This window comes from Pseudomonas sp. dw_612 (assembly GCF_018449725.1).
In the GTDB taxonomy this organism is placed as follows: domain Bacteria; phylum Pseudomonadota; class Gammaproteobacteria; order Pseudomonadales; family Pseudomonadaceae; genus Aquipseudomonas.
In genome coordinates, this window is record NZ_JAAVVC010000001.1 from 46918 (window position 1) to 72623 (window position 25706).

General features: G+C 61.6%; 22 protein-coding genes. 16 read left to right on the top strand and 6 right to left on the bottom strand.

All coding sequences use genetic code 11. The annotated features are described in order from the left end of the window. Window positions 1-18 precede the first annotated feature (18 nt). From HB680_RS00200 to HB680_RS00270, 15 genes are all read left to right on the top strand, one after another. Window positions 19-765 (top strand): sugar transferase, encoded by a 747-nt coding sequence (locus HB680_RS00200; RefSeq protein ID WP_213936607.1) that lies wholly within the window; start codon window positions 19-21, stop codon window positions 763-765. Then, entirely contained in the window at window positions 766-1413 is a 648-nt protein-coding gene (locus tag HB680_RS00205; RefSeq protein ID WP_213936608.1) for a CpsD/CapB family tyrosine-protein kinase, read from the top strand. A 22-nt stretch (window positions 1414-1435) separates the two neighbouring features. Beyond that, complete coding sequence (locus tag HB680_RS00210) at window positions 1436-2458, top strand: polysaccharide biosynthesis/export family protein (protein WP_213936609.1); 1023 nt, start codon at window positions 1436-1438, stop codon at window positions 2456-2458. Between the two features lie 17 nt (window positions 2459-2475). Further along, window positions 2476-4068, top strand: a complete 1593-nt coding sequence (locus tag HB680_RS00215) for a Wzz/FepE/Etk N-terminal domain-containing protein (protein WP_213936610.1) — start codon at window positions 2476-2478, stop codon at window positions 4066-4068. After that, window positions 4065-5159 (top strand): glycosyltransferase family 4 protein, encoded by a 1095-nt coding sequence (locus tag HB680_RS00220; protein ID WP_213937089.1) that lies wholly within the window; start codon window positions 4065-4067, stop codon window positions 5157-5159. The genes HB680_RS00215 and HB680_RS00220 overlap by 4 nt, the downstream gene beginning before the upstream one ends. Continuing rightward, window positions 5156-6523 carry an O-antigen ligase family protein gene (locus HB680_RS00225; protein WP_213936611.1) on the top strand — a complete coding sequence of 456 codons (1368 nt, stop codon included), beginning with the start codon at window positions 5156-5158 and terminating at the stop codon, window positions 6521-6523. The genes HB680_RS00220 and HB680_RS00225 overlap by 4 nt, the downstream gene beginning before the upstream one ends. Next, the gene (locus HB680_RS00230) at window positions 6520-7488 is read left to right on the top strand and encodes a glycosyltransferase (protein ID WP_213936612.1); all 969 of its coding nucleotides are present in this window, start codon (window positions 6520-6522) and stop codon (window positions 7486-7488) included. The genes HB680_RS00225 and HB680_RS00230 overlap by 4 nt, the downstream gene beginning before the upstream one ends. Continuing rightward, the gene (locus HB680_RS00235; RefSeq protein ID WP_213936613.1) at window positions 7481-8617 is read left to right on the top strand and encodes a glycosyltransferase; all 1137 of its coding nucleotides are present in this window, start codon (window positions 7481-7483) and stop codon (window positions 8615-8617) included. The genes HB680_RS00230 and HB680_RS00235 overlap by 8 nt, the downstream gene beginning before the upstream one ends. 12 nt (window positions 8618-8629) lie before the next feature. Beyond that, entirely contained in the window at window positions 8630-9631 is a 1002-nt protein-coding gene (locus HB680_RS00240) for a polysaccharide deacetylase family protein (protein WP_213936614.1), read from the top strand. Next, window positions 9628-10932 carry an oligosaccharide flippase family protein gene (locus HB680_RS00245; RefSeq protein ID WP_213937090.1) on the top strand — a complete coding sequence of 435 codons (1305 nt, stop codon included), beginning with the start codon at window positions 9628-9630 and terminating at the stop codon, window positions 10930-10932. The genes HB680_RS00240 and HB680_RS00245 overlap by 4 nt, the downstream gene beginning before the upstream one ends. Beyond that, a complete protein-coding gene (locus tag HB680_RS00250) occupies window positions 10929-12848 on the top strand; it encodes a hypothetical protein (protein WP_213936615.1) in 1920 nt (639 codons plus the stop codon). The genes HB680_RS00245 and HB680_RS00250 overlap by 4 nt, the downstream gene beginning before the upstream one ends. Before the next feature lie 86 nt (window positions 12849-12934). Next, entirely contained in the window at window positions 12935-13624 is a 690-nt protein-coding gene (locus HB680_RS00255) for an N-acetyltransferase (RefSeq protein ID WP_213936616.1), read from the top strand. Between the two features lie 4 nt (window positions 13625-13628). After that, window positions 13629-14834: a GNAT family N-acetyltransferase gene (locus HB680_RS00260; protein WP_213936617.1), complete on the top strand. Its 1206-nt coding sequence runs from the start codon at window positions 13629-13631 to the stop codon at window positions 14832-14834. After that, the gene (locus HB680_RS00265; protein ID WP_213936618.1) at window positions 14806-15597 is read left to right on the top strand and encodes a ChbG/HpnK family deacetylase; all 792 of its coding nucleotides are present in this window, start codon (window positions 14806-14808) and stop codon (window positions 15595-15597) included. The genes HB680_RS00260 and HB680_RS00265 overlap by 29 nt, the downstream gene beginning before the upstream one ends. 114 nt (window positions 15598-15711) lie before the next feature. Beyond that, window positions 15712-16410 carry an N-acetyltransferase gene (locus tag HB680_RS00270; RefSeq protein ID WP_213936619.1) on the top strand — a complete coding sequence of 233 codons (699 nt, stop codon included), beginning with the start codon at window positions 15712-15714 and terminating at the stop codon, window positions 16408-16410. Between the two features lie 275 nt (window positions 16411-16685). Here the strand turns inward: HB680_RS00270 and HB680_RS00275 are convergent, their stop codons facing one another. Then, window positions 16686-17492, bottom strand: a complete 807-nt coding sequence (locus tag HB680_RS00275) for a class I SAM-dependent methyltransferase (RefSeq protein WP_213936620.1) — start codon at window positions 17490-17492, stop codon at window positions 16686-16688. Window positions 17493-17669: 177 nt separating this feature from the next. Between HB680_RS00275 and HB680_RS00280 the strand changes: the two genes are divergently transcribed. Further along, the gene (locus HB680_RS00280) at window positions 17670-18056 is read left to right on the top strand and encodes a hypothetical protein (protein WP_213936621.1); all 387 of its coding nucleotides are present in this window, start codon (window positions 17670-17672) and stop codon (window positions 18054-18056) included. A gap of 3 nt (window positions 18057-18059) precedes the next feature. Here the strand turns inward: HB680_RS00280 and HB680_RS00285 are convergent, their stop codons facing one another. From HB680_RS00285 to HB680_RS00305, 5 genes are all read right to left on the bottom strand, one after another. Continuing rightward, on the bottom strand, window positions 18060-18602 hold the full coding sequence (locus HB680_RS00285) for a hypothetical protein (RefSeq protein WP_213936622.1): 543 nt from the start codon (window positions 18600-18602) through the stop codon (window positions 18060-18062). A 121-nt stretch (window positions 18603-18723) separates the two neighbouring features. Continuing rightward, window positions 18724-20148, bottom strand: a complete 1425-nt coding sequence (locus HB680_RS00290) for a sigma-54 dependent transcriptional regulator (protein ID WP_213936623.1) — start codon at window positions 20146-20148, stop codon at window positions 18724-18726. Then, window positions 20117-21610 carry an ATP-binding protein gene (locus HB680_RS00295; RefSeq protein WP_213936624.1) on the bottom strand — a complete coding sequence of 498 codons (1494 nt, stop codon included), beginning with the start codon at window positions 21608-21610 and terminating at the stop codon, window positions 20117-20119. The genes HB680_RS00290 and HB680_RS00295 overlap by 32 nt, the downstream gene beginning before the upstream one ends. A gap of 101 nt (window positions 21611-21711) precedes the next feature. Then, on the bottom strand, window positions 21712-22758 hold the full coding sequence (locus tag HB680_RS00300) for an SCO family protein (RefSeq protein WP_213936625.1): 1047 nt from the start codon (window positions 22756-22758) through the stop codon (window positions 21712-21714). Beyond that, window positions 22755-25565, bottom strand: a complete 2811-nt coding sequence (locus tag HB680_RS00305; RefSeq protein WP_213936626.1) for a multicopper oxidase domain-containing protein — start codon at window positions 25563-25565, stop codon at window positions 22755-22757. The genes HB680_RS00300 and HB680_RS00305 overlap by 4 nt, the downstream gene beginning before the upstream one ends. Window positions 25566-25706: the final 141 nt, after the last annotated feature.

Genomic DNA, 25706 nt, shown 5'->3' on the forward strand with positions numbered 1-25706 from the left:
GCTACAGCGGAGGAGTCTATGACTGGACATGAAAAAGGTGTGCCACTCCAGAATATGCGTCGTGACAAACGCCTGGACCCGGAGCACCGAATGCGCCTGGACACCGCGATCCACATGCAGGGTCGCGGCTGGATGACCGGTCGCGACGGTGGTCGGCCCTGGACGTTGTCGCGCACCAATCGGGTCGTGGCCTGCTTCGGTGCTCTGGTCATCCTGATCCTGATTTCGCCGCTGTTGCTGGGTCTGGCCCTGGCGATCAAGTTCAGCAGCCCGGGCCCGGTCATGTTCGTGCAAAAACGCACCGGCTATCGCGGCCGCTCGTTCGGCATGTACAAGTTCCGCACCATGGTGGCCAACGCCGAGGAGCTCAAGGAATCCCTGCGCCACCTGAACAAACACGGTGCCGACGCCATCGATTTCAAGATCGACAAGGACCCGCGCATCACCCGCATCGGTGGGTTCCTGCGGCGCAGCAGCCTCGACGAGCTGCCCAACCTGATCAATGTCTTTACCGGCGACATGCGCCTGGTCGGCCCTCGGCCCACCTCGTTCAACGCCTACCGCTACAAGGATAACCACCTTGCACGCCTGAGCATCTACCCCGGCATGACCGGCCTGTGGCAGATCTCCGGACGCAGCAATATTGACTTCGACCAGCGCGTTGAGTTGGACCTCAGTTATATCGCCGAGCAGAGCCTTTTGCTTGATCTGAAGATCTTGTTCAAAACCCCCTTCAAAGTATTCAGCGGCCACGGAGCGAGTTAAATGGACGGTTCAACCAATAAAGCCCTAAGCATCGCCAACCCGAGCGAGTCCAACCTGACCTCGACCGTGCTCGATCAAGATCTGCGGATCCTATTCCTGACCGCCGCCAACCCCGGCGCGGGCACCACCACCAGCGCCCTGGTGCTGGCCAGCCAACTGGCGCAGATGAGCAGCGGCCAAGTGCTGCTGGTCGACGCCAGCCAGTCGGCGACCAACCTCACGGCCCAGCTCAACCTGCAAAAAGAGCGCGGCTTTCGCGACCTGCTGTTCAGCACCGGCACCCCGCCGCTGCTGCAGGATTGCGTGGTGCAGGTCTCCAGCCTGCCGTTTGATGTGCTGCCCAACGGCCGGCATGTACGCGGCACTGAGCACCTGACCGCCGAACGCCTGAGCCCGCTGCTCGATCAGTTGGGCAGTCGTTACCGCTTTGTGGTGATCGACGGCGACGCGGTGTATTCGGCCGCCGACACCCTGGTCATCAGCACCCAGGTGGACGGCGTGATCATGGTCGTGCGCTCCGAGGACACTCGCTGGGAAGTGGCCCAGGCCTCGGTTCAGCGCCTGACCCAGGCCGGGGCGAAACTGGTCGGCAGCGTGTTCAACCGACGCAAGTACTACATGCCTAAATGGCTCTACAAAAACCTGTAAGCAACCAGAAAAGGATGACGCCATGAACGCCAAAATGCTTCTCCTGCTGTTGCTGCCGCTTGCAGGTTGCTCCAGCACCGCCGAAACCAACATACCGGTGAATATCCTCACGGCCGCGCCGGCCAACGCCCAGGCCACCGACATGCCCAAGGTCGAGCAGACCTTGCGGCCCCAGGATGTGCTGGACGTGATCTTCCACATCAGCACCAGCGGCTCGGACGCTTACCGCGTGCAGTCCGGTGACCAGATCGGCCTGAACTTCACTGCGGCCAGCCAGCTCAACGGCAATCAACTGGTGCTGCCTGACGGCACCATTGAACTGCCGGGTGCCAACACGTCGGTGAAAATCGCCGGGCTGACCTCAGAGGAAGCCAAAACCGAGATCCAGCGTGTCTATCAGCGCAAACAACTGTTCCAGCCCAACCGCAATCAACTGACGGTGCAAATCATCAGCCCGCTGAGCAATGAGTCCAACCTCAAGAGCGCGCTGAACCACCCGGCTACCGGCATGAGCCGGGAGATCACCGTGGGCACCGACGGCTATGCGAGTTTTCCGGAAATCGGCGCGGTGCCGCTGCAAGGCATGACCGTCAACCAACTGGAAACCTTCCTCAACAAACGCTATGCGAGTTTGCCGGGGCGAATGACCGTCGACGTGTTGCTCAAGTCCACGGCGGGCAACGAAATCTACGTGCTGGGTGAAGTCGGTCAACCGGGTTCCTACCCGATTCGCCGGCCGGTTTCGGTGCTGGAAGCCCTGACCCTCGCCCGGGGCGCCAACGTCAAGGCACGCCTTGATTCGGTGGTGATCATGCGGCGCAACGGCAATCAGGTGAAGGCCGTGCGCTATGACGTGGAAAAAGCCTTGTCCGGTGATGCCAGCCAGATTGCCTACCTGCAACCGGACGACATGCTCTACGTGCCCAAGACCAAACTGGCCAGCGCCGGTGAGCTCGCACGGCAATTGGCGGACGTGGTGTTGTTCCAGGGTGTGGGCCTGAGTTTCGGCTACCGCCTCGACAACAAAGACGACAACAGCAACTAACTCTCAGGTGATCTGACATGAACCCAAAGGAAAACTACCTGCACGAGTTCTTCAGGATCTTCTTCGCCAACAAGCAGTTGGTGAAACGGGTCTTCCTGATCTTTGCAGTGATCGCCCTGCTCTTGCCGCTGGTGCTCAAACAGAGCTTCGACATCACCGCGCAAGTGATCGTCCAATCGAAAAAACTCTCCCAGGGCGACGCGACAACGTCCCTGAATCAGGAGAATGCCAGTTTCATTCCGCCGTCACTGGCGGACATGGAAACCGAGAGCAATATCCTGCGCTCCCCGGCGCTGATCCGTCAGACCATCAGCGAACTGCGGGATAAAGGCGAGTACACGCCCAGCCCCGGCATGCTGAGCAAACTGGTGTCCGAGCCGCTGAAACGCTTTGTCACCACGCCGCTGCGCGAATACGTGATCAACCCGGCGAAATCTGCGCTGGGGATGGAGACTGATCCAGTGCGCGACACGGTGCTGGATTCGCTGACCCAGGAGGCCATCGACAAACTCAAGGTCGAGACCCTGCCGGGCTCCAACGTGATCTCCATCGTCTACAGCTTTGGCGATCCCGCGCAGGGCACCAAGTTCGTTGCGGCGCTGCTGCAAAACTACCTGGTCAGCCGTCAGGAACTGCAATCCATCGACCTGCCGCAAAGCTTCTATGAAACCAAGAAGCAGCAATATGAGGTGCGTCTGGATGGCCTGGAAGGCAATCGGCTGACGTTGCTGGAGGCCATCGGTTCGTCCGATCCCAAGGAGGAAATCACCTTCCGCCTCAATGCCATCAACACCGAGGAGCAAGCGCTCAACCTGTACCAGGATCGCCTGCTGCAAAGCCAACGCTGGCTCGACTACCTGAAGTCCAGCCTGGCCGCCGCCAATAACTCCAAACTCAACGACTACACCTTCCCCTACACCTTCACCACCACCGTGGACAACGTCGCCTTTGAAGATCGCGAGATCAAACAGATGGGCGAAGCACTGACCACCCAAGTCAGCCGCTACATGAACGACCTGGCGGTGTTCCAGCCGAGCAGCGAACCGATGCTGCTGACCCGCGAACAAATCTCCCGCACCCGCCAGCAGTTTTTGAAAGTGGTGAGCAACCGGATTCAGGAACGTACCAGCGATCTGGCGATTGTCAGTTCGGTGATCGCCCAGAAGACCGCGCGCATCGCCGACTTCAAGAACCGCATCCACCAGTTGCAGGTCACCCAGAGCAAACTGCGGCAGATGGACACCGAGATCGACGCCCTGCACGCGGCGTTCGGTACCTACGCTCAACGCTTTGCCGAAAGCAGCTCGGCCCGTACGCTGGACAACGACCTGTCGAACGCCCGGGTGCTCAGCCCGCCGTTTGAACCGACCGCCCCGGCGTTTCCCAAGCCGTTCCTGATCATCCCGTTCGGCTTGTTCACCGGGTTGTTGCTGGCGATTGCCCTGGTCTATGTGCGTGAGTTCTTCGATCACCGCTTCAAACACCCTGCGCAAATCACCCACGAACTGGGTCTGCCGGTACTGTTGGTGATCAACGAGCAGGCCATCGAGCCGACCAATCCGCACCGGAACTGGACCGTACCGAGCTTCGTGCATTGGGTGCGCAATTGAACGCGCCGCTCAACCCTTCCAGCGCCTTGCCGATCATTCATTTGCTCAGCAGCGGCGGCTTCTATGGGGCTGAGCGGATGCTGCTGGACCATTGCCTGGCGACGCCGGGGCAGCACCAGGTGCTGTTTCTCGATGCGCCGCCAGCCCTGATCGAACGGTTTCGCAAGGCCGGGGTGAATTGCCAGGGTTGCGCGGGGCTGGGGGCATTGCTCGGGCATTTGCGTCAGCGGCGGGCGGAACAGCCGCTGATCAATACGCACAACTTCAAAGGCCTGTTGTTTGGCTGGGTCGGCGCGACGCTGTTGCGCTTGCCTTTGGTGATTACCCAGCACGGCTTTACACCGCGCAGCCCCAAGCAAAAGTTCTACACCTGGCTGAGCCTGCAACTGTGCCGCACCGCCTCGGTGAATCGCGTGGTCTGCGTCGCCGAAAGCATCGCCACGTTGTGCCGCCAGGCCAGTGTCCGCGCGGAGAAGTTGCAGGTAATTCCCAACGGTTTGCCGGCGGCCAAAGGCGTGCTGCCGCACAGCGCTAATCGCCAGCGCTGGCTGGCCGGTTACGTTGGGCGGCTGAGCAGTGAAAAAGGTCCGGACCTGTTTCTCGATGCGCTGATTCCGTTGTGTCAGCAGTACCCGCGACTGGACGCCGTGATGCTCGGCGACGGTCCGGAGCAGGACACGCTGCTGGCACGGATCAACGCCGCAGGCTTGCAGGACCGTATCACCCTGCCCGGCTATCAGACCGCCATGGGTCCGTGGTGGCGGCAACTGGATGTGCTGGTGATCAGCTCGCGCACCGAAGGCACGCCAATGATTTTGCTCGAAGCGATGCAGGCCGGAGTGCCGGTGGTGGCGTTCGGTGTCGGCGGGATCCCCGATGTGCTGGAAGAGCGGCACAACGGCTTGCTCGCCACGCCGACCGACAGCGCGGCCCTCGCCCGGCAGATCGGCACCTTGCTGACCGAGCCGGCCCTGGCCCGCGAACTGAGTGACAACGCAAAACGTACACAACTGGATCGCTACGACCTCAAGGCCTTGGCCGAACGCTGGTCGCAGCTTTATATCCGTACTGCACGGGAGGCACGCGCGTGATCTTTCCGCTCTCGATCATCAGTCTGCTCGGCCTGGTCTGCCTCGGTTTGCTGGCCAGCCCTTATCCGTTTCTGGCACCGGGCGCGGTCATCGGCCTGGTGGGTGTCGCGGTGCTCTATCGCAAGCCCGGTTGGGGCTTGCTGGGGATCGTCGCCCTGGTGCCATTCGAGGGTTTCTTCAAGGACAGCGCACTCTCGGGGACCAAGTTCATCGGTGCTTCGCTGGCCGTGATCCTGATGCTGCAACTGGCCATCCACCAGATTCCATCCGAACGCCTGCGCAGCAACATCTGGCGCTTCCTGATCTGGTTCATGGTGTTGTACCTGCTGAGCACGCTCAATACCGATGACATGGGCATGTCGATGGGGCACCTGCGGGAGCTGAGCGTCGGCCTGATTCTGTTTGTCATCACGCTGCTGGTCGGGCGCGAGTTGAACCTGGATATGTTCGCCAAACTGATCACCCTCAGTGTGGCGGCGACCTGCGTATTGACGATGCTTTCCGTCAAGTATCAGGACCAGGGCCGCGCTTCCGGCCTGCTGGAAGATGCGAACGCCTTTGCCATGCTGATCGCCTTCGCCGTGCCCATGGGTTTGTTGCTGGTGATCCGCAGCCCGAACCTGTTGCACCGCGTGTTCTGGGGCGCGTGCAGCCTGGCGCTGTTGGGCGGCATGACCAAGACTGAATCCCGTTCCGGCCTGGTGGTGCTGTTCCTCAGCCTGATGATCGGTGTCTGGCACTACCGCGCCGAGTTGGCGCGTATCCGGCCACGGCACCTGGGGTTTGCCATGCTCGGCCTGGTGATCGCGATTCCGTTGGCGCTCTATGCGATGCCAGCCGGGTATATCGCGCGCATTCAGTCCTTGAGCATCTTGAGCGCCGGCGCCAAGAGCCAGGACGAATCCCTCGGCCGTCGCGCCTCCTACATCGTGGTCGGCGGCCAGATGATCCGCGAGAACCCGCTGCTGGGCACCGGCCCCGGCACCTTCCCGCTGCACTACGCCACCACCGGTTATGCCAAGGCCTTTTCGGCCAACCGCAAAGTCGGTGACTTGTACCGCCGCGCCCACAACACCTACCTGGAAATCTTCAGCGAACTGGGGATTCCAGCCGGGCTGTTGTTCGTCGGCATGATGACCCTGGGCGTGTACAACCTGATTCGCGCCCGCCGCGAATGGCTGCAGCGACGAAATTGGGAACAGGCCGACCTCATGACGCACCTGGGCATGAGTTTCCTGTCGCTGACGCTGTTCTTGATGTTCCTCAGCGCCCCCAACCAAAAGTACGTCTGGATCATGCTCGCCCTGACCAGCGTCCTGCGCCTGAAGGCTGAACAAGCCCCACTGACAGAGGCCAAGGCATGAACCGAATCAGCATTGTGATCCCGATGTTCAACGAAGCCCGGCACATCGGCCGGACCTTGCTCGCCGCGCAAAAGGCTGCCGATGCGGCGGGCGTGGAATGTGAGCTGATCGTGGTCGATAACGGCTCCGAGGATCACGGCCCACAGATTGCCCGGCAGTTCGGCGCACAGGTGCTGGTGCTTCCCGGTCTGCTGATCGGTGCCTTGCGCAATCGCGGGGCGGCCGTCGCCACCGGGGAATGGCTGGCCTTTATCGATGCCGATGTCGAGATGCCCGAGAACTGGCTGAGTTTGCTGTTCGAACTCGAGTCCACCGCCCAGGCCGATGTGTTCGGTCTGGACCTGCACACCCCGGCTCAGGCGCCGTGGTATGCGGATGCCTGGCAACGCCGCACGCTGCGCCCCGTCAGTCACACATTGCACACGGTGCAATGGTTGCCCACCTCCAACCTGATCATGCGCCGCACCTGGTTCGATCAGATTGGCGGCTTCGACGAAACCCTGCGCACCGGCGAAGACAAGGACCTGACCATGCGTCTGCGGGGCGCTGGCGCGCGTTTGCTGGCGGTCAATGAAAGCGTGGCCCTGCATTGGGGTTATGAAGCCAGTTGGCGTGAATGGATGGGCAAGGAAATGTGGCGCCAGGGCAGTCATTTGCAACTGCTGCGCACCCACGGCTACAGCCTGCGTTTGCTGCGTTTTCCGCTGTTGTCGCTGGTGATCTGGTTGCTGGATTTCCTGGCGATCTCCGCACTGCTGGACGGTTTCCCACACCATGCAGCGGTCATGGTGACGATGACCTCGCTGCCGGGGCTGGTCTTGAGCCTGCGCCAGAGCCTCAAACACCGCGACCTGCTCTTGACCCTTCAGCTGTGGGGCCTGCATTGGGTGCGCCTGCACCTGGCCGGCGCCGCATTCGTTCTCAGTCTGTTCCGTTGGAATGCCAGGAGGCCTGCCCGTGGCTGAATTCATTTTCTGGTTGTGCCTGTTATTGCCGGTCTACGCCTACCTCGGTTATCCGCTGTTGCTGACGCTGATGGCGCCGTTGTTTCCGGCGCGCCAGCATGGGCTGGCGACCCCGCTGAACGTCAGCATCGTGATCGCGGCACACAACGAGGCGCGACACATCGAACACAAGTTGCGCACCCTGCTCGCCCAGGATTACCAACCCGCATGGCTGGAGATCATTCTGGTCAGCGACGGTTCGACCGATGACACCGTGGCTTGCGCGCACAAGGTCATCGACCCGCGCATCACCGTGCTCGACCTGCCCCGCCAGGGCAAGGCCGCGGCCCTGAATACCGGCGTGGCGCTGAGCACCGGCGACATCCTGGTGTTCACCGACGCCGATAATCAATGGTCCCGCGACACCCTCGGCCACTTGCTCGCACCACTGGCCGATCCGAAGGTCGGGGCCTGCGCCGGGCACATGGTAATCCCCGTCACCGGCGGTGGCCTGAGTATCGGCGACAGCCTCTATCGCCACTACGAAGGCTGGTTGCGCCGGGTGGAAAATCGCACCGGTTGCATGGTCTCCGCGGACGGCGCCCTGCTCGCCTTGCGCCGCGAGTTGTTCCAGAACGTACCGGCGGAGGTCAACGACGATTTCTTTATCAGCACCTGCGCGCCGGTGGCGTTCAAACGCATCGTCTACGTGCCCGAGGCCCAGGTGATCGACCACGGCGTCGACGAAGCGGACAAACAATTCCGCCGCCGTCAGCGCGTCACCGTCGGTGGCCTGCAAAGCCTGGCCCAGCGCAGCGAACTGCTGAATCCGCTGAAGCACGGTTTGTATTCGATTGCGCTGATCAGCCACAAGCTGATCCGGCGCCTGGCGCCGATCCTGCTGGTGCCGTTGTTCCTGAGCAATTTCTGGCTGTGGAACGACCACGGGTTCTATCAATTGTTTCTGGTAGCGCAACTGCTCGGCTACGCGGTGGCCATCGCCGGTCTGCTGGATTCGCAACACCGTTTGCCCAAACCCTTTCGCCTCGCCGCGTTCCTTCTGGTGACCCTTGCCGGGATGAGTATTGGTCTGTGGCAGTTCCTGCGTGGCCAGCGGTACAGCCAGTGGAACCCCGAGCAAAATCGATGAGAGGCGCGTGCCATGGCGATCAAACAATTATTAAAGCGCACCAGTGGCTGGCTGTACCTCAACTCCCCGGTGGGGCGCAATCAGTTGCATGGCGCCGGGGTGATCCTGATGTTGCACCGGGTGCTGGCCAACGATCGCGCCGCCGACCTGCCCCATCGCAATGAACTGTGCGTCGGGCCCAAGGCCTTCGAGCACTTGCTGGTCTGGCTGAAAAAACACTTCGACTGCGTGCCGCTGATGGACATCCTGCATCCCGGCACCCAGCGCTCGGAGCGGCCGAAAGTGACCCTGACCTTCGATGACGGCTGGCGCGACAACGCCGTGAATGCTTTCCCGTTGCTCAAGCAATATCAGGTGCCGGCAAGCATTTTTCTCTCCACCGATTTCATCGGCAGCCGCCAGCGTTTCTGGTGGGAAAGCCTCGGCGAAACCCTGTGGGGCAGTCACGGCGAAAAACCCCGGATGCACCTGATCGAGTGCCTGCAACAGGTCGGTCGGCCGCTGCCGGTGCTGATGGATGACCTGGACGTGCAGCGCCGCAGCCTGACCTTGCTGCACTACCTGCAAAGCCTGAAAACCCTGGCAGCGGATGACTTGAGTCGACTGACCGACGAATGCCCCGAAGAGTCGCTGCCCCAGGCCCTGGACTGGCATCAAGTGCGCTCGCTGGAAGCCTCCGGCTTGGTGCGCTTCGGCCCCCATGGCGCCAGTCACGCGATCCTCACCGGCCTCGACGATCAACGTTTGCACGAAGAACTGAGCCGCAGCCGCGATGCGCTGTTGAACGGCTGCAACCGACCGCTGCCGGTCTACTGCTACCCCAACGGCGACCACGACGCGCGGGTTCGGCAACAGGTCGCAGACCACGAATTCCCGTTCGCCCTCGGCACCGGCACCGGTATCTACCGTGGCGGCGGCGAACCTTTGGCCTTGCCACGCTTCGGCGTCAGCCAGCGAACCGCGCGTAATCCGGAGTTGCTGTCGTGGCGCATCTACCGTGGGGCACGGCCATGAGCCGCAGCCATTACCTCAAGCACCTGGCCCTGAGCATGGGCACCAAACTGGCGATGATCGGCCTGCGTTTGCTGCGCAATGTGTTGCTCGCGCGGATTCTCGGGCCGAGCGAACGCGGCTTGTTTGCCCTGCTCAGCACCCTGCCCGACCTGATCAGCGCCGCCACCAGCGGTGGCTTGAATTCCGCGGTGGGTTATCAGGCGGCCAAGCAACGCCCGATGGGTTTGCTGCTGAGCCAAGTGTTGGTGTTCGGCTGTTTGCTGGCGCTGCTGCTGACGTTGCTGGTGGTGGCGTTGACCCGGGAGTTCGGCAGCGAACTGGACATCACCACGCAACTGGGTTTGCTCGCCTGGTTGCTGCTGTTGGCGGTGCCGCTGACGGTGCTGAAAAGCGGCTTGCTGACCTTGCACAACGCGTCCGGTGCAGTGGTCGCTTTCAACGCCTTGCGCCTGGTGGAATCCCTGGCGCCGCTGCTGTTGTTTCTGGCGCTGTTCTGGATGTGGAAAACCGCCGCCCTCGAAGCCGCACTGATCAGTTGGCTGGCGGGCATCAGTCTGGTGGTGCTGGCCGGTTGGGTCTGGCTCAAGCGCAATCAACCGCTGACCCTGCAATGGGATCGCGCCAGTCAAAATGAACTGCTGCGCTACAGCGCCCGCAGCCATCCCGACCTGCTGTTCCAGCAAGTGATCCTGCGTTCCGATTACCTGTTCATCGGCGCCCTGCTCGGCAGCACCGCGCTGGGTCATTACGCCATGGCCAGCGCCGCCGCCGAACTGCTGCTGATCGTCCCGGAAGCGGTGACTACGCCGTTGATGAAACGTCTGTTGCAACAAGACGAAGGCATGGACAAAGTCACTCCGCTGGCCCTGCGCCTGACCGCCACGGTGATGCTCGGCGCGTGCCTGACCATGGCGGTGATCGGCGAATGGCTGATCGTCACGCTGTTCGGCATCGCCTACCAACCCGCGTATCCCGCCTTGCTCGCCCTGCTGCCAGGACTGCTGGGCCTGTGCTATGCCAGCATTCTGCGCCTGGACTTGCTGGGCAAAAATCGCCCCGGCACGGTGTCGCTGCTGATGGGCATCGGCGCGCTGCTCAACCTGGCCCTGAACCTGGTACTGATTCCGGCTTACGGCATCGTCGGCGCCGCCGCTGCTTCGTCCATTGCCTATCTGGCGGTGACCATCGCGTTGCTGGTGTTGTATTGCCGCTTGAGTGGCGTGCCGGTCTGGCAAACATTGATCATCCTGCCCAGCGACGTCGCACCGATGCTGCTGATGCTGCAAAGGAAGTCGGCATGAAACGCCTGGCGCTGCTGTTGGGGTTGGGCCTCGTGCTTGAAGCTCAGGCGGCGTCGATGCGTTGGGCCGACATTCGTGACGGCAGTCTGTTTCTGCAAACGGATCGCCCGGATACCGTGACCGTGCGCTGGGTCCCGGCGTGGCAGGCGGACGCCAACGAAGAACACATTTACCTGGTGGATGGCCAAGGCAAACTCCAGGGCGATCGCCTGATTGCCGCCAGCGAAACCCGTGGCACCCAGAGCTGGCCTTTGGCGCCGGGTGCCGCCAGTGCTCGACTGGAGATTCCGGGCTACAGCTTTCGCCGCTACAAAGTCGAGCACGACGAACACACCGTGGCGCTGTTCGCGCCGGCCAAGGTGCATTTCAGCGCTGAAGTCCGGGACGGCGATGAGTTGTTTTTCAAAGTGGCGCCGGGGGAACACGCGGTGCTGGCCGGCAAGTTCCACGGTGGCGTCGGCGCCCTGCAAGCCCAGCGGGTGGGCGACAGTCGCCAAGTGCTGCTGGCGCTCAAACCCTATCGCGCCTATTGGCAGTTTGATCAGGTCGAACTGCCGGTCAGCAGCAGCGAACAAGTCTGGCGCCTGCGCCTGCGCGGCAGCGGCAAGGTGGCGTTCTGGCTCGACGGCACTGCCAACCTGTTCGCGCAGACACCGCAGCAACTCAAACCGCTGCGTGAAGACGACGGCCAGACCCGCCTGACCCTGCACAACAAGGTGCTCGGCCCGACCCCGAATCTGGGCATCGCCCTGCCCTATGTGATGCCGCCGCCCTCGAGTTTTGCGGTACTTGATGCGCTCGGGGCGCGGGCGGCCAGCTATTACAGTTTCGTCGACATCACGGCGAAGAAGCCGCACTACGAAGACGCGTTCCGTCAGCTGTATCAGGACCGTTTCGGCATCACCCAGGACATCACGTTGCTGGCCGGCAGCCTGCGCCAGGCCGACCTGCGCGCCGACACCACGAGCAATGGCGGACTCGACGCCTGGCTCGCCAGCACCCGTGCGCTTGGCGGCAAGGGCATCCACTACATCGGTTTCGCGGACGAGCCAAACCTCAACTACCCCGATTACGCCCACTACCAAAGCATCTTCAACAGCATGGCCCGGCAAGTGCGCAGCGACCCAGCCAACGCCAAGGCCGGCATTCGTATCGCCATGCCCGCCAGTTCGCGGCTGATCAACGGCCCCTTCGCCGACAATGCGGCGGACAAGCGCGGCATCGATTGGGCACGGCGTCTACTGGCCGAATCCGGCGAGCAGATCGACGCCCTGGCGTGGCACGAATGGATGATTCGCGACCTGCTGGCGACTCGGGTCTACCGCGACAGCGTGCGGCGCGCCGCCGACCTCGTGGGGCTGGACGCCAACGGGCGGCCGCGCAAGGCATTGCTGCTGGACCAGACCAACCTGTCCAGCGGCTCGAGCCTGAGCCCCTACGATCAGGACACCCATTTCGCCTCGCTGTGGTGGGCCTCGGTGGCGATCAATTCGGCCCAGGACGGTCTGCTGGAAATGCTCAACTGGTTCCAGGCCGCCGATGAGCCGAACTACCCCAAAGGCATGATCAAGGTCCTGGATGACGATCACTTCGAGATGAAACCAGTGGGCCTGGCCCAGCAGTTTATCCAGCAGCATTGGTTGCACGACGTGATGGCCCTGGAAAACGACGCCTTCGAAGTCGACGTGCTGGCCATGGCCACCGACCTGCAACGCAGCTTGTTGGGGGTCAATAAAGGCACACGCTTGCAACGGGTGGACCTGAGCGGGGCGAACTGCCCGTTGGCCAAAGGTTCATTGCGCTACTTCGGCGCCGACAACCGCAGCCGTGACGCGCCTTTCCACTGCCGGGACGGTCGCATCAGCTTCGATTTACCAGGGGAAACCCTGTTTGCTCTCAGCTGGATCGCCTCATGACCGCCGTTCGAATGCATGGCTGCGCAGGCATGTCGCCGCGCGTTGTATTACTCCAATCACGGCCGATCCCGTCAGGAGTTAATAACATGAGTATTTTGAAGAAACTCAGTGAACACATCAGACAAAAAGGCCTGCGCGCCACCCTCAACAAGGTGTGGAAGCACTACGTGTATTCCCACCAGGAACTGCTGTGGATGGAGCGCGATCTGGTCAGTCCGGTACCGCCCCACAAACTCAGACCTTATCCGCCGCTGCGGGTCGTCAACATCACGCCCGACAACGCCAGTGCCTTCGCGCGTTACTTCGGCGACCGCGTGGGGACCATGGCTGAACTGGCCCGCGAGGGTTACACCGGCCAAATGCACCTGGATGATAAAGGTGACGCGGTGGCATTCATCTGGGGCGCGGCGCGCAACTACCTCGACAAACATTATTACGGCTGCTGGTTCCCGGTGAAGCCTGGCGAGTTCTTCGAATTCGGTGGCGAACTGACCCGTGCCTACTGGGGCACCACGCTGTCGGTAGACCTGCAACTGGACCTGTGGAAAGCCATGGCCGATCAGGGCTGCGACACCGTGGTGGATGTCTGTGAATTCCACAACATTCCGGCACTCAAGCTGCACATTCGCATGGGCTACAAGGAGCAAGGACGAATCATGAACGTCTACGAGCTGTTTGGTCGTTGGCGTTTCTACCGCGAAACCCGCTACAGCGGTTCACGTCTGGATGCCTTGCGCAAACCGACGCCGAGCCCTGTTGCAGCAGAGGTGACCTGACCTGATGGCGACACGATTCGAATGGCGCACTTCGCTGTGCGCCCCGGACTTTCCGGCAGCGGCTTATGAAGCGCTGCGTCTGCGAGTGACGGACCACACGCCGTTCAACACCCTGGCTTGGCTGGGCGCTGCGGAACAGGCGCTCAAGGACGGGGAACGCCTGCACGTGCTGCTCGGCTGGCGGGGTGATGAACTGACGCTGTGCCTGCCGTTGGTGGCGTCGCGCGAACGTTTTGGCGGGTTGCCGTTCCGGGTGTTGCATCACCTCGGCTATCCGCTGACCGATCGCCTGGCGCTGCTCGCCTGCCTCGATGCCGAGAGCATCCGCAAGGCGCTGATCGTGATCCGCCGTCGCTTGCCCCACGCGTTATTGCAACTCAACGAACTGTCCGAACCCACGGGCGAAGAAAGTGCCCTGACGGAATGGATGGCTCACAGTTCCACCGGTGAACGGCGACTCAGTTGCAAGGTGCCGGTGCACCTGATCAGCGAAGCGGACCACCAGGAAGTCTCGGGCGATCCGCGCTACAAACTACGCCGCGCGCGCAAACGCATCGCCGCGTGTGGCGCCGAGGTACGGCGCATTACCCCGGATGCCTCGACCATGGGCCCGCTGTTGCAGGCCATCAGCGAAGTCGAAGCGGTGAGCTGGAAAGGTGATGAAGGCGTCGGCATCTTCGCCGACGAACGCCACCGACAATGGATGGACCACGCCTTCACGGCCCTCGCCGCTTGCGGCCTGGTGCGCGTGGTGGTGCTGGAGCTGGATGGCCGCTGCATCAGCTATCGCCTCGGCTTGCTGGAGCAGGGTCGACTGTACGACTACAACCTGGCGTTCCTGCCGCAATACGCCGACCTGGGCAGCGGCCGAGTGCTGCTCGAAGAGTGGATCCGCTGGGGCCTGGACGACAACTGGCGCTGGATTGATGCCTCGCGGGTCAGCCTGGAAAACTCCAGTCATCAACTCCACGAGCGCATGACCGGGCAACTGGAACACTGGCGCTGGAGTTTCTATTCCTGGCGGCCCAGTGGCCTGGTGCTGGGGCTGGCGTTGCGTGTCTGGCAGCGACTCAAACCGCTCTTGCAACAATGGCGGGCGAAACGGACAGCAGCGGTGGTCACGGTTTCCACGCCGGCGGCCAAGCCTCAGGCGCCTACTGAAAAAACCATGGAGGGCGAACATGCCTCACCAAGTCATAGTCAACGCTGACGATTTCGGCCTCAGCCCGTGCGAAAACGCGGTAATCCTTGGGGCCTTCCAGGCCGGGGTCATCAGCTCCGCCACGGCCATGGCGAACATGCCGGCGTTCGAAGCGGCCTGCCTGATGGCCCAGCATCCGCTGCTCAAGGGACGGATCGGCCTGCACTTCAACCTCACCTACGGCAGACCGTTGAGCCAGGGCATTCTCGAGCGCCCGACGTTCTGCGACCGCCAGGGTGGATTCGACCTCAACCTGCCCCGCCACACCCTCTGGCTCAATCGCCTGGATCGCGAAGCGGTGATGGACGAATTGGAGGCCCAATGGCAGCACTGCCTGGAACACGACGTGCGCCCCAGCCACCTCGATTCCCATCAGCACGTACACAACATCTGGCCCATCGGCGAAATCGTCGCGCGCTTCGCGGCTCGCCAAGGCGTGGCGGTGCGGCTGGCGCGAAATCTCGGGCAAAACCTGAGCCTGCCCAAACGCGTGTTCAAGGGTTTGCTCAACCGACGCCTACGCAATCTGGCCGGGGCAACGGCGGACTACGTGTGCACGCCGGTGGACCTGCGCAACGCCCCGGTGCCGACCGACGGTCTGCTGGAAATCGTCGCCCATCCGAACCAGCTCGGGGCTGATTTTGGCGATGCCTACCTGAACCCCGGCGAGTCGCTGACGCAGGTGCTAGAGCGGCGCCTTGCCGGTATCGAGCGGGTGTCTTATGCGGTTGTCAGCAGGGATTTTCAGGCCGGTACTGCCGCACTCGAATGAGTTACACACGTTGCAACACATTCAAAGCTGGCGCTTTGACATGAACTTGCAAGCTTCATCTATACCCATCAAAAGCCTCCCCACAACACCCTGGCCTCGGCTAAGGAGAGCGTCATGAATGTGATCGAAAAACTGCGCGAACGTATCAGGCAAAAAGGACTGGGCAACCTCTTCCGGGCATTCTGGAAGCGCTACGTGTTCTTCCATTGGGAGCTGCTGTGGATGGAGCGCGACCTGGTCAGTCCGGTGCCGCCACACAAATTGCGGCCCTACTCCGGCTTGCGTCAGGTGACCATTACCGAGGACAACGCGGTGGCTTTCACCAAGCACTTTGGTGACCGCGTCGGGACCATGGCCGAACTCGCCGCCGAAGGCCACACCGGGCACATGTACCTGGACGAGGAAGGCCACGCCGTCGGATTCATCTGGGGCAGCACCCGGGACTACCACGACCGTCACTATTACGGCTGCTGGTTCCCAGTGAAAGCAGGGGAGTTCTTCGAGTTCGGCGGTGAAATGACCCGCGCTTACTTCGGCACCAGCCTGTCGGTGGACGTCCAGGTCGCCCTCTGGGAAGCCATGACCGCCCAAGGCTGCAACAAAGTAGTGGACGTCTGCGAAACCCACAACATTCCGGCGCTGAAACTGCACATCCGCATGGGCTACCACGAACAGGGCCGCGTGACCCACGTCTACGGCTTGTTCGGCGGGCGCTGGCGCTTCTACCGCGAAACCCGCTACCAAGGCTCGCGCCTCGACCCACTGCGCAAACCAGGACGGCCAGTGGTGGCTGGCGCAACCGCAGGGGCCTGAAAACCCCGACTGTACTCATCACCGTAGGAGCTGCCGCAGGCTGCGATCTTTTGATCTTGATCGGGTGACCGACTCGATACCGCCAAAAGATCGCAGCCTTCGGCAGCTCCTACAGGGGACTTGAGTACATCCGCTTCATTGCAATTGGTTGTGAGGCCGCCTTCGCGGGCAAGCCCGCTCCCACATTGGATCTTCGTCATAAGGAGATCCCCTGTAGGAGCAAGGCTTGCCCGCGATGGCGTCAGTCGAAGCAACACATTCTCCAGCTCAGACTCTCAGCGCCTCACCCCCACCCACGTAAAACACAACGGCAACTGCGCCACCTGATTTTCATACCGGTCATACAGTTCTTCGCGGTTGGAATGCGGGTATTCCTTGAAGTGGCTGATCTGCAGGCCAGCGTCGAGGGCGGCGGTGAAGAGGGCGCCGAGGGTGTGGACGAACCAGTAGGACGCAGCGGCCGGTTGTTCGACTTTGCCTTCGTAGACGATCGGCTGATGCTGCACGAACGGTTCGCTGCGAAAGTACGAGCTGTCCAGGCGATAAGGGTCGGCGGCTTCGGGGTCGAGCATTTCCAGGAACGGGTGGGTTTCGTAGATCACCATCGCGCCGCCGGGCTTGAGGGTTTGCGCGACGTGGCGAAAAAACTCGCCGATGTCCGGCATCCAGTTCAAGACACCGATGGTGATCAGCGCCACGTCGAAACGGCCGTGCAACGCTGCAGGCAAATGATGAATATCCGCCTCGATGAACTCGGCCGCATGGGGTGAACGGGCCGTCAGTTCCCGAGCCTGTTCAAGAAAGGCTGCGGACTGATCAACGCCCGTCACCCATCGCGCCCCCAGGGCAAACAGCGAAAGACTTTCACGACCGTTGTTGCAGCCCAGTTGCACCACGTCCTTGCCTTCGACGCCTACCTGTTCCAGCACACCGCGCAATGTCTCGTCGATGCAGCAAAAATCGGCCTGGCTGACGGCGTTGAGCACGCCCTGCCATTCAGGACCGTCCTTATGATGCTTGGCGGAATCGTTCCAGGCCTCGCGGTTACTGGCCACGGCTTGTTGTTGGGTCGGCATGTCCATTGCTCACTCCAGCTCTCGTTTTTATTGACCGGTACGAGTCTAGATCAGCGTCCGGGGAAACCACATCGGGGCTTTGTTGCGATCTTGTAATCGGACCGTCGCGAGCGCGTGGCCGCACGACAGCTATAGTTAACAGCCTTGGGGAAATGCGGGAAAACCGAGTTCGCAGGTGTCGCCATGAAACAAACCGATCTGACGCTGTGCTTCATCGCCCTTCTCACTGCCGCCAGCGCGGTGCACGCGGACGACAGTCCGATGCAGACCGAGAGCACCAGCAGTGCATTGATCTACTACGGGCCGGACCAGCCCTTCGCCCATCCGGCGCCACCCACCTTGAGTTCAGTGCCGCCGCGCGCGTACATCCCGAGCGCGCCGCAGGACTTCATCCCGATCGCCAGTGAACATGTGTTCTACGACTCACAACTGCCCACCGTGGCGGATGCCAACGTGCGGGTGTTTATCCGCTCCTACGATCCGGAGCGCGGGATCTACGTCAACGATGAGGTCATCGACCCCTCGTGCCTGTTGGCCTGCCTGACCCGTCAGGAACAGGCCATGCCTTGAGCGTCAGTCGCAGGGCCAGGTATGGCGCAGCGCCGCCCGACGATCGATGGCGTTGCGCAGTCGGCGTTTCTGGGTTTCCCAGACTTCGTTGTCGACCTTGCTGGAACGCATCATCTCCAGCACGGCTTGCTTGGCTTTCAGGTATTCGTCCCAGGCATCCTGGCGCTTGAGCCGAAGCGTTTCTTCGTCGGACATTTCCATATGCCGCAGGGCCAATTCGCATTGGTCCTCCAGCATCACGCCCACTGTTGGTTGAATGCGATGGGGCGCGCGGAATCCGGACACGGTGGTGAGGATCGCCTGGGCGCGTGAGCCTCCCCATGCCAGGGCTTTCGCCAGGGAGGGATGCCCCTCAAGGTCATAAAACTCTTCCGCCAGCGGCGTGCCATCGCGGGTATACACGCCGACGAAAACCTGGGGCACATGCTCACGATTGAACCGCGACTGGACCTCGATCTGCGTACCGTCGGTCAGCACCTCATCGTGGCTGCGACTGTGTAATTGGCTGTTGCTCCAGAGCCAGAATTGCGTCCCTCTACGCCGCATAGCCCGCTTCTCCATCAAAGGGGAAAAATCAGTCAGGCACAGCCTCCGTGGATTTTCCACCGCGCGTACCCACCTCTCGTCGTCCTCTGACAAACAACCGACCATCAGTCCATCGCGGCACTTACCACTGACGCTTGTCCGGGCGCGCCAGGCCCAGTTTTTCGATCCGGTAACGCAACATGTCGCGGCTCAAACCCAGCAGGCGCGCCGACTTGGTGACATTCCAGTCGGTCTTGTCGAGCATCTTGCGCACCATGTCGCGCTCGACTTCCGGCAGGTTCATCGATTCGACGGGGTTGTGTTGCCGGGGTTCGATGTATTGCGTTTCCGGCAAGACAAACGGTTCATCCACCAGACTCTGGCAGACGTTCAATTGATGCGCGGCAATGGCGTCGCTCTGGGCGAGCAACACGGTTTGTTCAAGCATGTTGCGCAACTCGCGCACGTTACCCGGCCAGGTGTAGCTCAGCAGCAACTCCTCGGCCTGGTCGCTGAAATACAAGTGCGGTTTGCCATAGCGTTTGCCGTGGATTGCCAGGAAATGCCGAGCCAGCAACAGCACGTCTTCACCCCGGGCGTGCAGACGCGGGACCTTGATCGAAATGATCCGCAGGCGGAAGAACAGGTCACGCCGGAACTTGCCCTGCTGGACCATTTGTTCGAGGTTGCAATTGGTGGCGCTGATCACCCGCAAATCGACTTTGCGTTCTTTCACCGAACCCACCCGGCGAATGGTCCGGTCTTCCAGCAGCTTCAGCAGTTTGGCTTGCAGCAGCAGGTCCATTTCGCCGACTTCATCGAGAAACAGCGTCCCGCCGTCTGCGGCCTCCACCAGCCCGACCCGGCGATCCTTGGCGTCGGTGAAGGCGCCCTTCTCGTGGCCGAACAATTCCGATTCCACCAGGTTGGACGGGATCGACGCGCAGTTGAACTCAATAAACGGCCCTTTGGCCCGCGGACCGTCGAAGTGCAGCGCCCGGGCCACCAGTTCCTTGCCGGTACCGGTTTCGCCTTCCACCAGGACCGGCGGCAGGTCGGTGTTGGCCATCCGGCGCTCCGCGTCAAGCAACTGGCCAATGGTGTTTTTCAGGTAGTGCATCGGTGCCGACTCGCCGATCAACGCCTGCACCCCGGACTTCTGCGCCTCGCGTTCCTGATAGAACGACAGCGTACGCTCCATGCGGTCGGTGGCCAGGGCCTTGTCCAGCAGCAACTTGAGCTCCGGCAGGGCCACCGGTTTGGTGACGTAATGGAAAGCGCCCTCTTTCATCGCCACCACGGCGTCTTCGACGTTGCCGTAGCCGGTCATCATGATCACTTTCAGATCCGGTGCACTGATGCGCAGCTTCTGGATCAGGTCGTGACCGCTCATGCCCGGCAGCGAATTGTCGGTCAGCACCACGTCCGGGACGAAGGTGCCGAGTTGTTCAAGTGCGTCCTCTGCCGAGTGACAGACCGTGACCTCGAAGTCTTTGCGCTCAAGGTAGGTCTGGATGTTCTCGGCGAGGAGCTCATCATCCTCGACCAGCAGTATGCTGTGCTCCATATTCCCCTCCCGTTGCCACTTTAAAGGTGAGACAAACACGGGTTCCTTCCTGCTCCTGACTGGTCAGTACGACCGAGCCCTGGAAGCGTTCCATTATTCGTTTGACCAACGCCAGGCCGACGCCCAACCCGCCTTGCTTGGTGGTGAAAAATGGCTTGAAGACCATTTGTTGCTGCTGTCTGGTCATGCCCTTGCCGGTATCGCTCAGGGTCATGCTCAGTTGCCCCGGTGCCGGCGATTCGATCTCGACGCTCAGCACCCCGCCCTTGGGCATGGCTTCCAGAGCATTGGCGAACAGGCTGTTGAGAATCTGCGTCAGCAGCACGGGTTGGCTGACCACCGGTGGAAAGCTTTGCTGGGTAAAACGCACCTCGACATTTGAGCGTTGGATCAGCGGCTCGAAGGCGCTCAGGGTGTCGTCAATGGCGAGCACCAGGTCGACGGATTCAGAGTCATCGTTCATCGGCCGCAACGACACCAGCAACTCGCGCACCCAACGGGACATGCGATCGACCTGACTGATGATGTCGCCGATGTTCTTCTGGGCGCTCTGGCTCGCGACGTCCTGGGCCAGTTCGGCGCTGGAGCGGATGGTGGCCAGCGGGTTGCGCAAGCTGTGGGCCACTGCCGAGGACATTTCCCCAAGGGCCACGAAGGTTTCATTGCTGATCAGTTGTTTCTGCTGACTTTGCAGCAACGTCGCGGCGCGCCGCACGATCCAGAACAACGCCAGGTAAATCACCGCGCCGCCCAGCAGGGTCGCAATCCAGATCGACTTGAAGCCACGCTGGATACGCTCCACCAGATCCGCCGGTTCCTTGTAGACCTCGACCATGGCGATCACTTTGCTTTTGTCGGCGTTGAACATCGGAATGTAGTTCTCGATGAACAGCAATTGCGGCTCGCGCAATAGCCTTTGTTCCGGGCGTTCCTCGTCGATCTTGTGGTAGCTGGAGGACACCGGCAGCTTCATTTCGAAGGACTCATCCAGTTCCTCATCATCCTCGATACGCATCCCGACCAGCTCCGGGTTGGTTGACCAAGTGATCGTGCGGTCCAGGGCGTAAACGGTGGCCAACAGGACGTCGGGCAGGTGTTCCACGTGATCGAGAAACTCATTGCGCGCCGCGGCCCGGGACAGCGGGTCGACGTCGGGATAAGCCCGTTCCTGGCGCGGATCCAGCAGTTCGCCCATGGTGCGCGTCGGGGTGATCCCGGCGTGACGCAGTTCGGCGTCACCGATGGCCTGGATAAATTGCGCGGTGAGCAAGGCATCGCGCTCGATGCTTTCGGTGACCACGAAACGCGTGGAAATGTAGCCCAGGCCCAGCGCCACGCCGGCGATGATGAAAAAACTGGCCAGGGAAAACCAGCGCAGCAGATTGAACTGACCGCCCCAGCCCTTGCGCGCTGCTGCCGGCATAGTCGGCGCAGGTACTTTTTGTTGTTCTGATATCTGCATGGGCGTGTCCCGGGTGCTTGCTTCGAGCCTTTTTCAGCGGTGTCACGAACAGTGTAGGTCGCAATGTTCGTGATCGACGGGCCAATGATGTTATTTAGCCGCTAGTTCATTTGTGTCACCTCTGGCGCCTGCTCCGTCAGGGGTTGCTGGCGGTCGGTTTCTTCCTGCAAGAAGTCGATGATCGTCTGCGCGGAATGCTCATCCAGGCGCAGATTGGGCATCGAAATCTTGTCGAAACGCTGGTACAGCTCCAATGCAACCGGGTCTTTCTCCGCGAGCATGCGATCCGGTTCGCGAATCCAGCGGTTGAGCCAGGCCGGTTCGCGCAGACGGGTCACGCCGATCAGGTCCGGGCCGATGCTGCGCATGCCGATGCCCTGCCCGTCCTGCGGCCCAAGGCTGTGGCACGAGGCGCAACGGGTGCGAAACAGCTCTTCGCCGTTGCTCGGCGGACGAATCTCCGGTGCGTTGGCGTAGCTTTCCTCGATGCTCGGTTGTTTCCAGTTCTGCAAGGTGTTGGCCAGTTGATCGGCCAGAATCCAAGGGTTCTCAAACGGTGAAGCCTTCATCCAGCGACCGCTGGCCTGGTTGCCGACGATCAGGCTCAGGTTGTGGTCCTTGCTGCGGCCGTTGTCGACGCCCTCGATAAACAGCCCGAGTTTTTTGCGCAGGTCGGTGACGTCGGCAAACTCGCCGGTCAGAAACTTCCAGCCCGGCCCGACCTTGAAACGTTGCGCATAAGCCTTGAGCACCTCCGGCGTGTCGCTGAGCGGGTCAATGCTGATGGAATAGAAAAAAACGTCCTTGCCGACCCGGTCCCCTAGCAACTTCTGCACTTGGCGCAGGCGCGCGGTTTCCAGCGGGCAGGAATCACTACAGGAAGTGAAGATGAAATTGATCACCACCACTTTGCCTTTGATCAGGTCATCGAAAAAACGCACCTGCTGGCCGTCCTGGTCGGTCAGCAAGGTGTTGGGGAAATAGTCGCCGCCCCAGGGTGTCGCCGACTCGCTCGACGACAGTGCCCCTTCATGGGCCAGGAGCACCTGACTGACCAGCAAACAGGTGACCAGGACCAGAATCAGGTGCATGCCCAGGGCGCGGGAGCGCGGCGTGTGCGGTGCCATGTCGGCTCCCCGGCGGTTCATTTTTTCACCGCCACTTGTGGACCGTAGCCGTCGCCGGTACGGAAGGTTGGCAGCGCGGCCGAGTTGACGTAGCGCACCCCGTCCCAGCTCGGCAGCGGGGTCGGCATCAACTGGAATTGCCCGGGTTTCTCAATGTCCCAACGCAGCAGCATCGAGTTGTCCTCATGCTGGGTGTTGTGACAGTGCTCCATGTAGGTCCCGGCGAATTCGCGGAAGTTGATCGCCATCTCGACACTGTCCAGGCCATCGTTTTCCGAACCGATGCGGTACACGTCCTTGCGCGCCCATTTTTCCCATTCCGGTGGCGCCTTGCCGCCGCGACTGAGGATGATCCCTTCCTCGAAGTGCACATGCACCGGATGGCTCCAGCCCTTGCCGCCGGCCTTGATGTTCCACACTTCCAGGGTGCCGAAGCCCGTCACGCCAGCGTCGGTCGGACCGGTCTTCAACTGGGTTGCTGTGTTCAAGCGCCGTGGGTCCATGTGGAAGCCGAAACCGCCATCAGTCTTGACCGTCCACGGCGCTTCATCGGTGCCGTCGGAACGGCCGAAGGTGAAGGTGCGGTGGCGGGCATTGGCCAGCAGCACTTTGTCGGCGGCGTTGTCGCGGTGGATTTTCAGCGGGATCATCACCATGCCTTCCGCTTTGCCCGGTTTGGCCGGTTCATAGGCGGCGGGGTCCATGGCCAGGTCCTGACCGGTGTAAGCCTTGACGTTGAGCTGCAAGACTTTGCCCACGCCCGGGTCACCCTTGTCCCACTGCGGGCCTTTGCTCGACTGCTTGATCACCGCCAGGTATTTCTCCGACAGCACCTCCGCCAGGTCGATGGGCTCTTTCGGGCCTTTGCCGTCGTCGTGGGCCATCAGGTTGACCACGAACACCTTGTCCCCGGGCTTGATCCCGTTTTTCGCAAAGTTGACGATGATGTCGAAGCGCTCGGCGATGCCCTGGGTCGGCAGGATCGCGAAGTGGTTCTTTTTATCGCCATCGGCGTCGAGGTCCATGGTGCCGTCGAACGGCACGCTGTGCTCCATGATGTTGCCGTCGTTGGCAATCATGTGGAACGGCACGCGGGCGTAGGAAACACCGGAGTTTTTCGGCCCCTGGAACTCGCCGCTGCTGCCCTTGACCTCACGCACGATGGCGAACTTGAAGTAGCGCGACACCGAGCCATTGAGGATGCGGAACCGATAGCTGCGGGCGCGCACATCGAGGCTTGGTTTCCACTGCCAGTTGACCAGCACCTGGTCACCGAGGAAGCCGTCGGTGTTGAAGGGGTTGAACCACAGTTGCCCGGCCTGGTCCCACGCTTTGTCGGCGAACACCAGGTTGACGTCATAGTCGCGGTTACCCCACGGCAAGGCGCTGCCGCTGGGGAAACGCAGGTTGACGCCGTCGTTCACCGATTCGTTGCCACGGTCCAGGGCGCTGTAGTAGTTCATCATCGCCGCGTTGCCCTTGTAGACGTTCTGCGCGGTGAAATCGAGCATGTGGTCGTGGAACCAGTGGGTGCTCATGGTTTCGCGCCAGTCGCCACGGATCTTGATGGTGCCGTTTTCGCAGGTCTTGCGGCTGGGGCTCAGATCGTTGGTCCATAGGGTTTCGCCCGGCGAGCAAGGGAATGCGGCGCGCGGGTCATGGGCGTCAGTGTTGATGCTGTCGTAACCGGCCAGCTGGATCGGCCAGCGATAGTCGTAATACTGCCCGGGGAAGAAGAATGCATTGGCATAGCCGTCGCTTTCCGCCGGCGCGTGACCGTTGTGTTCGTGGGTGCTGATGGTGTGCAGACCAAACCCCATGTTGGCCGACGGATCGATTGGCAAGCCGTTGTAATGGCGCATCAGCACCGGCTGACCGTAGCGCACCATCAACAATTTGGGCGGCAAGGTGCCGTCGAAGGTCCAGACCGAGTTGTGGTTCTGCACCGGCATGTTCGGGTGAAAACGCGCATCCACGCCTTTGGCGGTGCCATCGGTGGCCGGCACGCCCGCGACGTTGTGATACAGGCCGCCGGGGCCAAATTCGCCCAGGGCATAACCGTGCATCTGATGGCTGTCACGCCAACCGCTGTTGAGCCGCGCCCCGGTTTGCACGGTTTTGTAGGCCACTTGCGGGTAAAACTCGTTCCAGCGCTGATGGGACCAGCCCTTTCCTGGCGGACGCCCTTCAGCGGATGAACCGATATGGCGGTTGAGGAACACCTCGATCTGCGACTGCCACGGGTTGCGGTCGACCACGTTGGAGAACTGGCTGGGGAATGGCGTCAGCCCCGATTGACGCATGAAGGCATCGAGCGCCGCGCTCGGCGGTGCACTGCGCGCTGCGTTGGTCGGGTCCTGCTGGGGCAACGGGCCCACGGCGGCCGGTGGAAAGCCTAAGGGCGCGGCCGGGGTGGTGGGGTCGAGTTTTTCCGGGCCGAATTCTTCGAACAACACCAATTGCTGAGTGAACGGCTGGGCGCCGAACAACGGGCTCGGCTTGCCATTGGTGGGGTAATTGAAACTGGTCTGCGCCGTCGGCGGCAGGATGTTTTCCTTGCGCGTGTCGTCGCGGCTGCCTTTGACGCCGTCGGGCAGATCGAAGGAATCTTCGTTGGCCTCGGGCATGGTCAAAATGGCGTTCAGGGCGCCCGCCTTGTCAGCGGGTTCGTCGTAGTAGGTCGAAGGGTCGGAAGGCTCGGGCTGACGCTCATCGTCAATCGGGCTGGCGCGCAACGAGGGCGAGATGCCCAAGGCCATCGTCAGGAGGAAACTCAGTGGGGTCAACAGGCCTAACCACTTGCAGGGGTGCCGCGCTTTTGTGTCCATTACCAGCCGCCTCGAAGTCGTGAAGGGGGTAATGGTGTTTTGCAATTACCTCGCCATACTTTTAGCGGCCCTCCACCAAAGTATTAACACCTGATGGATCAATGGCTTATCAATATCATCTCGCCACTGCTGGCCAAACGA

Excerpts from the sequence above, each read along its gene's own strand:
- HB680_RS00295 (WP_213936624.1), bottom strand. The coding sequence starts at position 21,610 with ATGCAGATATCAGAACAACAAAAAGTACCTGCGCCGACTATGCCGGCA.
- HB680_RS00215 (WP_213936610.1), top strand. The coding sequence starts at position 2,476 with ATGAACCCAAAGGAAAACTACCTGCACGAGTTCTTCAGGATCTTCTTC.
- HB680_RS00275 (WP_213936620.1), bottom strand. The coding sequence starts at position 17,492 with ATGGACATGCCGACCCAACAACAAGCCGTGGCCAGTAACCGCGAGGCC.
- HB680_RS00285 (WP_213936622.1), bottom strand. The coding sequence starts at position 18,602 with ATGCGGCGTAGAGGGACGCAATTCTGGCTCTGGAGCAACAGCCAATTA.
- HB680_RS00290 (WP_213936623.1), bottom strand. The coding sequence starts at position 20,148 with ATGGAGCACAGCATACTGCTGGTCGAGGATGATGAGCTCCTCGCCGAG.
- HB680_RS00210 (WP_213936609.1), top strand. The coding sequence starts at position 1,436 with ATGAACGCCAAAATGCTTCTCCTGCTGTTGCTGCCGCTTGCAGGTTGC.
- HB680_RS00300 (WP_213936625.1), bottom strand. The coding sequence starts at position 22,758 with ATGAACCGCCGGGGAGCCGACATGGCACCGCACACGCCGCGCTCCCGC.
- HB680_RS00245 (WP_213937090.1), top strand. The coding sequence starts at position 9,628 with ATGAGCCGCAGCCATTACCTCAAGCACCTGGCCCTGAGCATGGGCACC.
- HB680_RS00250 (WP_213936615.1), top strand. The coding sequence starts at position 10,929 with ATGAAACGCCTGGCGCTGCTGTTGGGGTTGGGCCTCGTGCTTGAAGCT.
- HB680_RS00255 (WP_213936616.1), top strand. The coding sequence starts at position 12,935 with ATGAGTATTTTGAAGAAACTCAGTGAACACATCAGACAAAAAGGCCTG.
- HB680_RS00230 (WP_213936612.1), top strand. The coding sequence starts at position 6,520 with ATGAACCGAATCAGCATTGTGATCCCGATGTTCAACGAAGCCCGGCAC.
- HB680_RS00305 (WP_213936626.1), bottom strand. The coding sequence starts at position 25,565 with ATGGACACAAAAGCGCGGCACCCCTGCAAGTGGTTAGGCCTGTTGACC.
- HB680_RS00205 (WP_213936608.1), top strand. The coding sequence starts at position 766 with ATGGACGGTTCAACCAATAAAGCCCTAAGCATCGCCAACCCGAGCGAG.
- HB680_RS00265 (WP_213936618.1), top strand. The coding sequence starts at position 14,806 with ATGCCTCACCAAGTCATAGTCAACGCTGACGATTTCGGCCTCAGCCCG.
- HB680_RS00270 (WP_213936619.1), top strand. The coding sequence starts at position 15,712 with ATGAATGTGATCGAAAAACTGCGCGAACGTATCAGGCAAAAAGGACTG.
- HB680_RS00260 (WP_213936617.1), top strand. The coding sequence starts at position 13,629 with ATGGCGACACGATTCGAATGGCGCACTTCGCTGTGCGCCCCGGACTTT.
- HB680_RS00280 (WP_213936621.1), top strand. The coding sequence starts at position 17,670 with ATGAAACAAACCGATCTGACGCTGTGCTTCATCGCCCTTCTCACTGCC.
- HB680_RS00240 (WP_213936614.1), top strand. The coding sequence starts at position 8,630 with ATGGCGATCAAACAATTATTAAAGCGCACCAGTGGCTGGCTGTACCTC.
- HB680_RS00200 (WP_213936607.1), top strand. The coding sequence starts at position 19 with ATGACTGGACATGAAAAAGGTGTGCCACTCCAGAATATGCGTCGTGAC.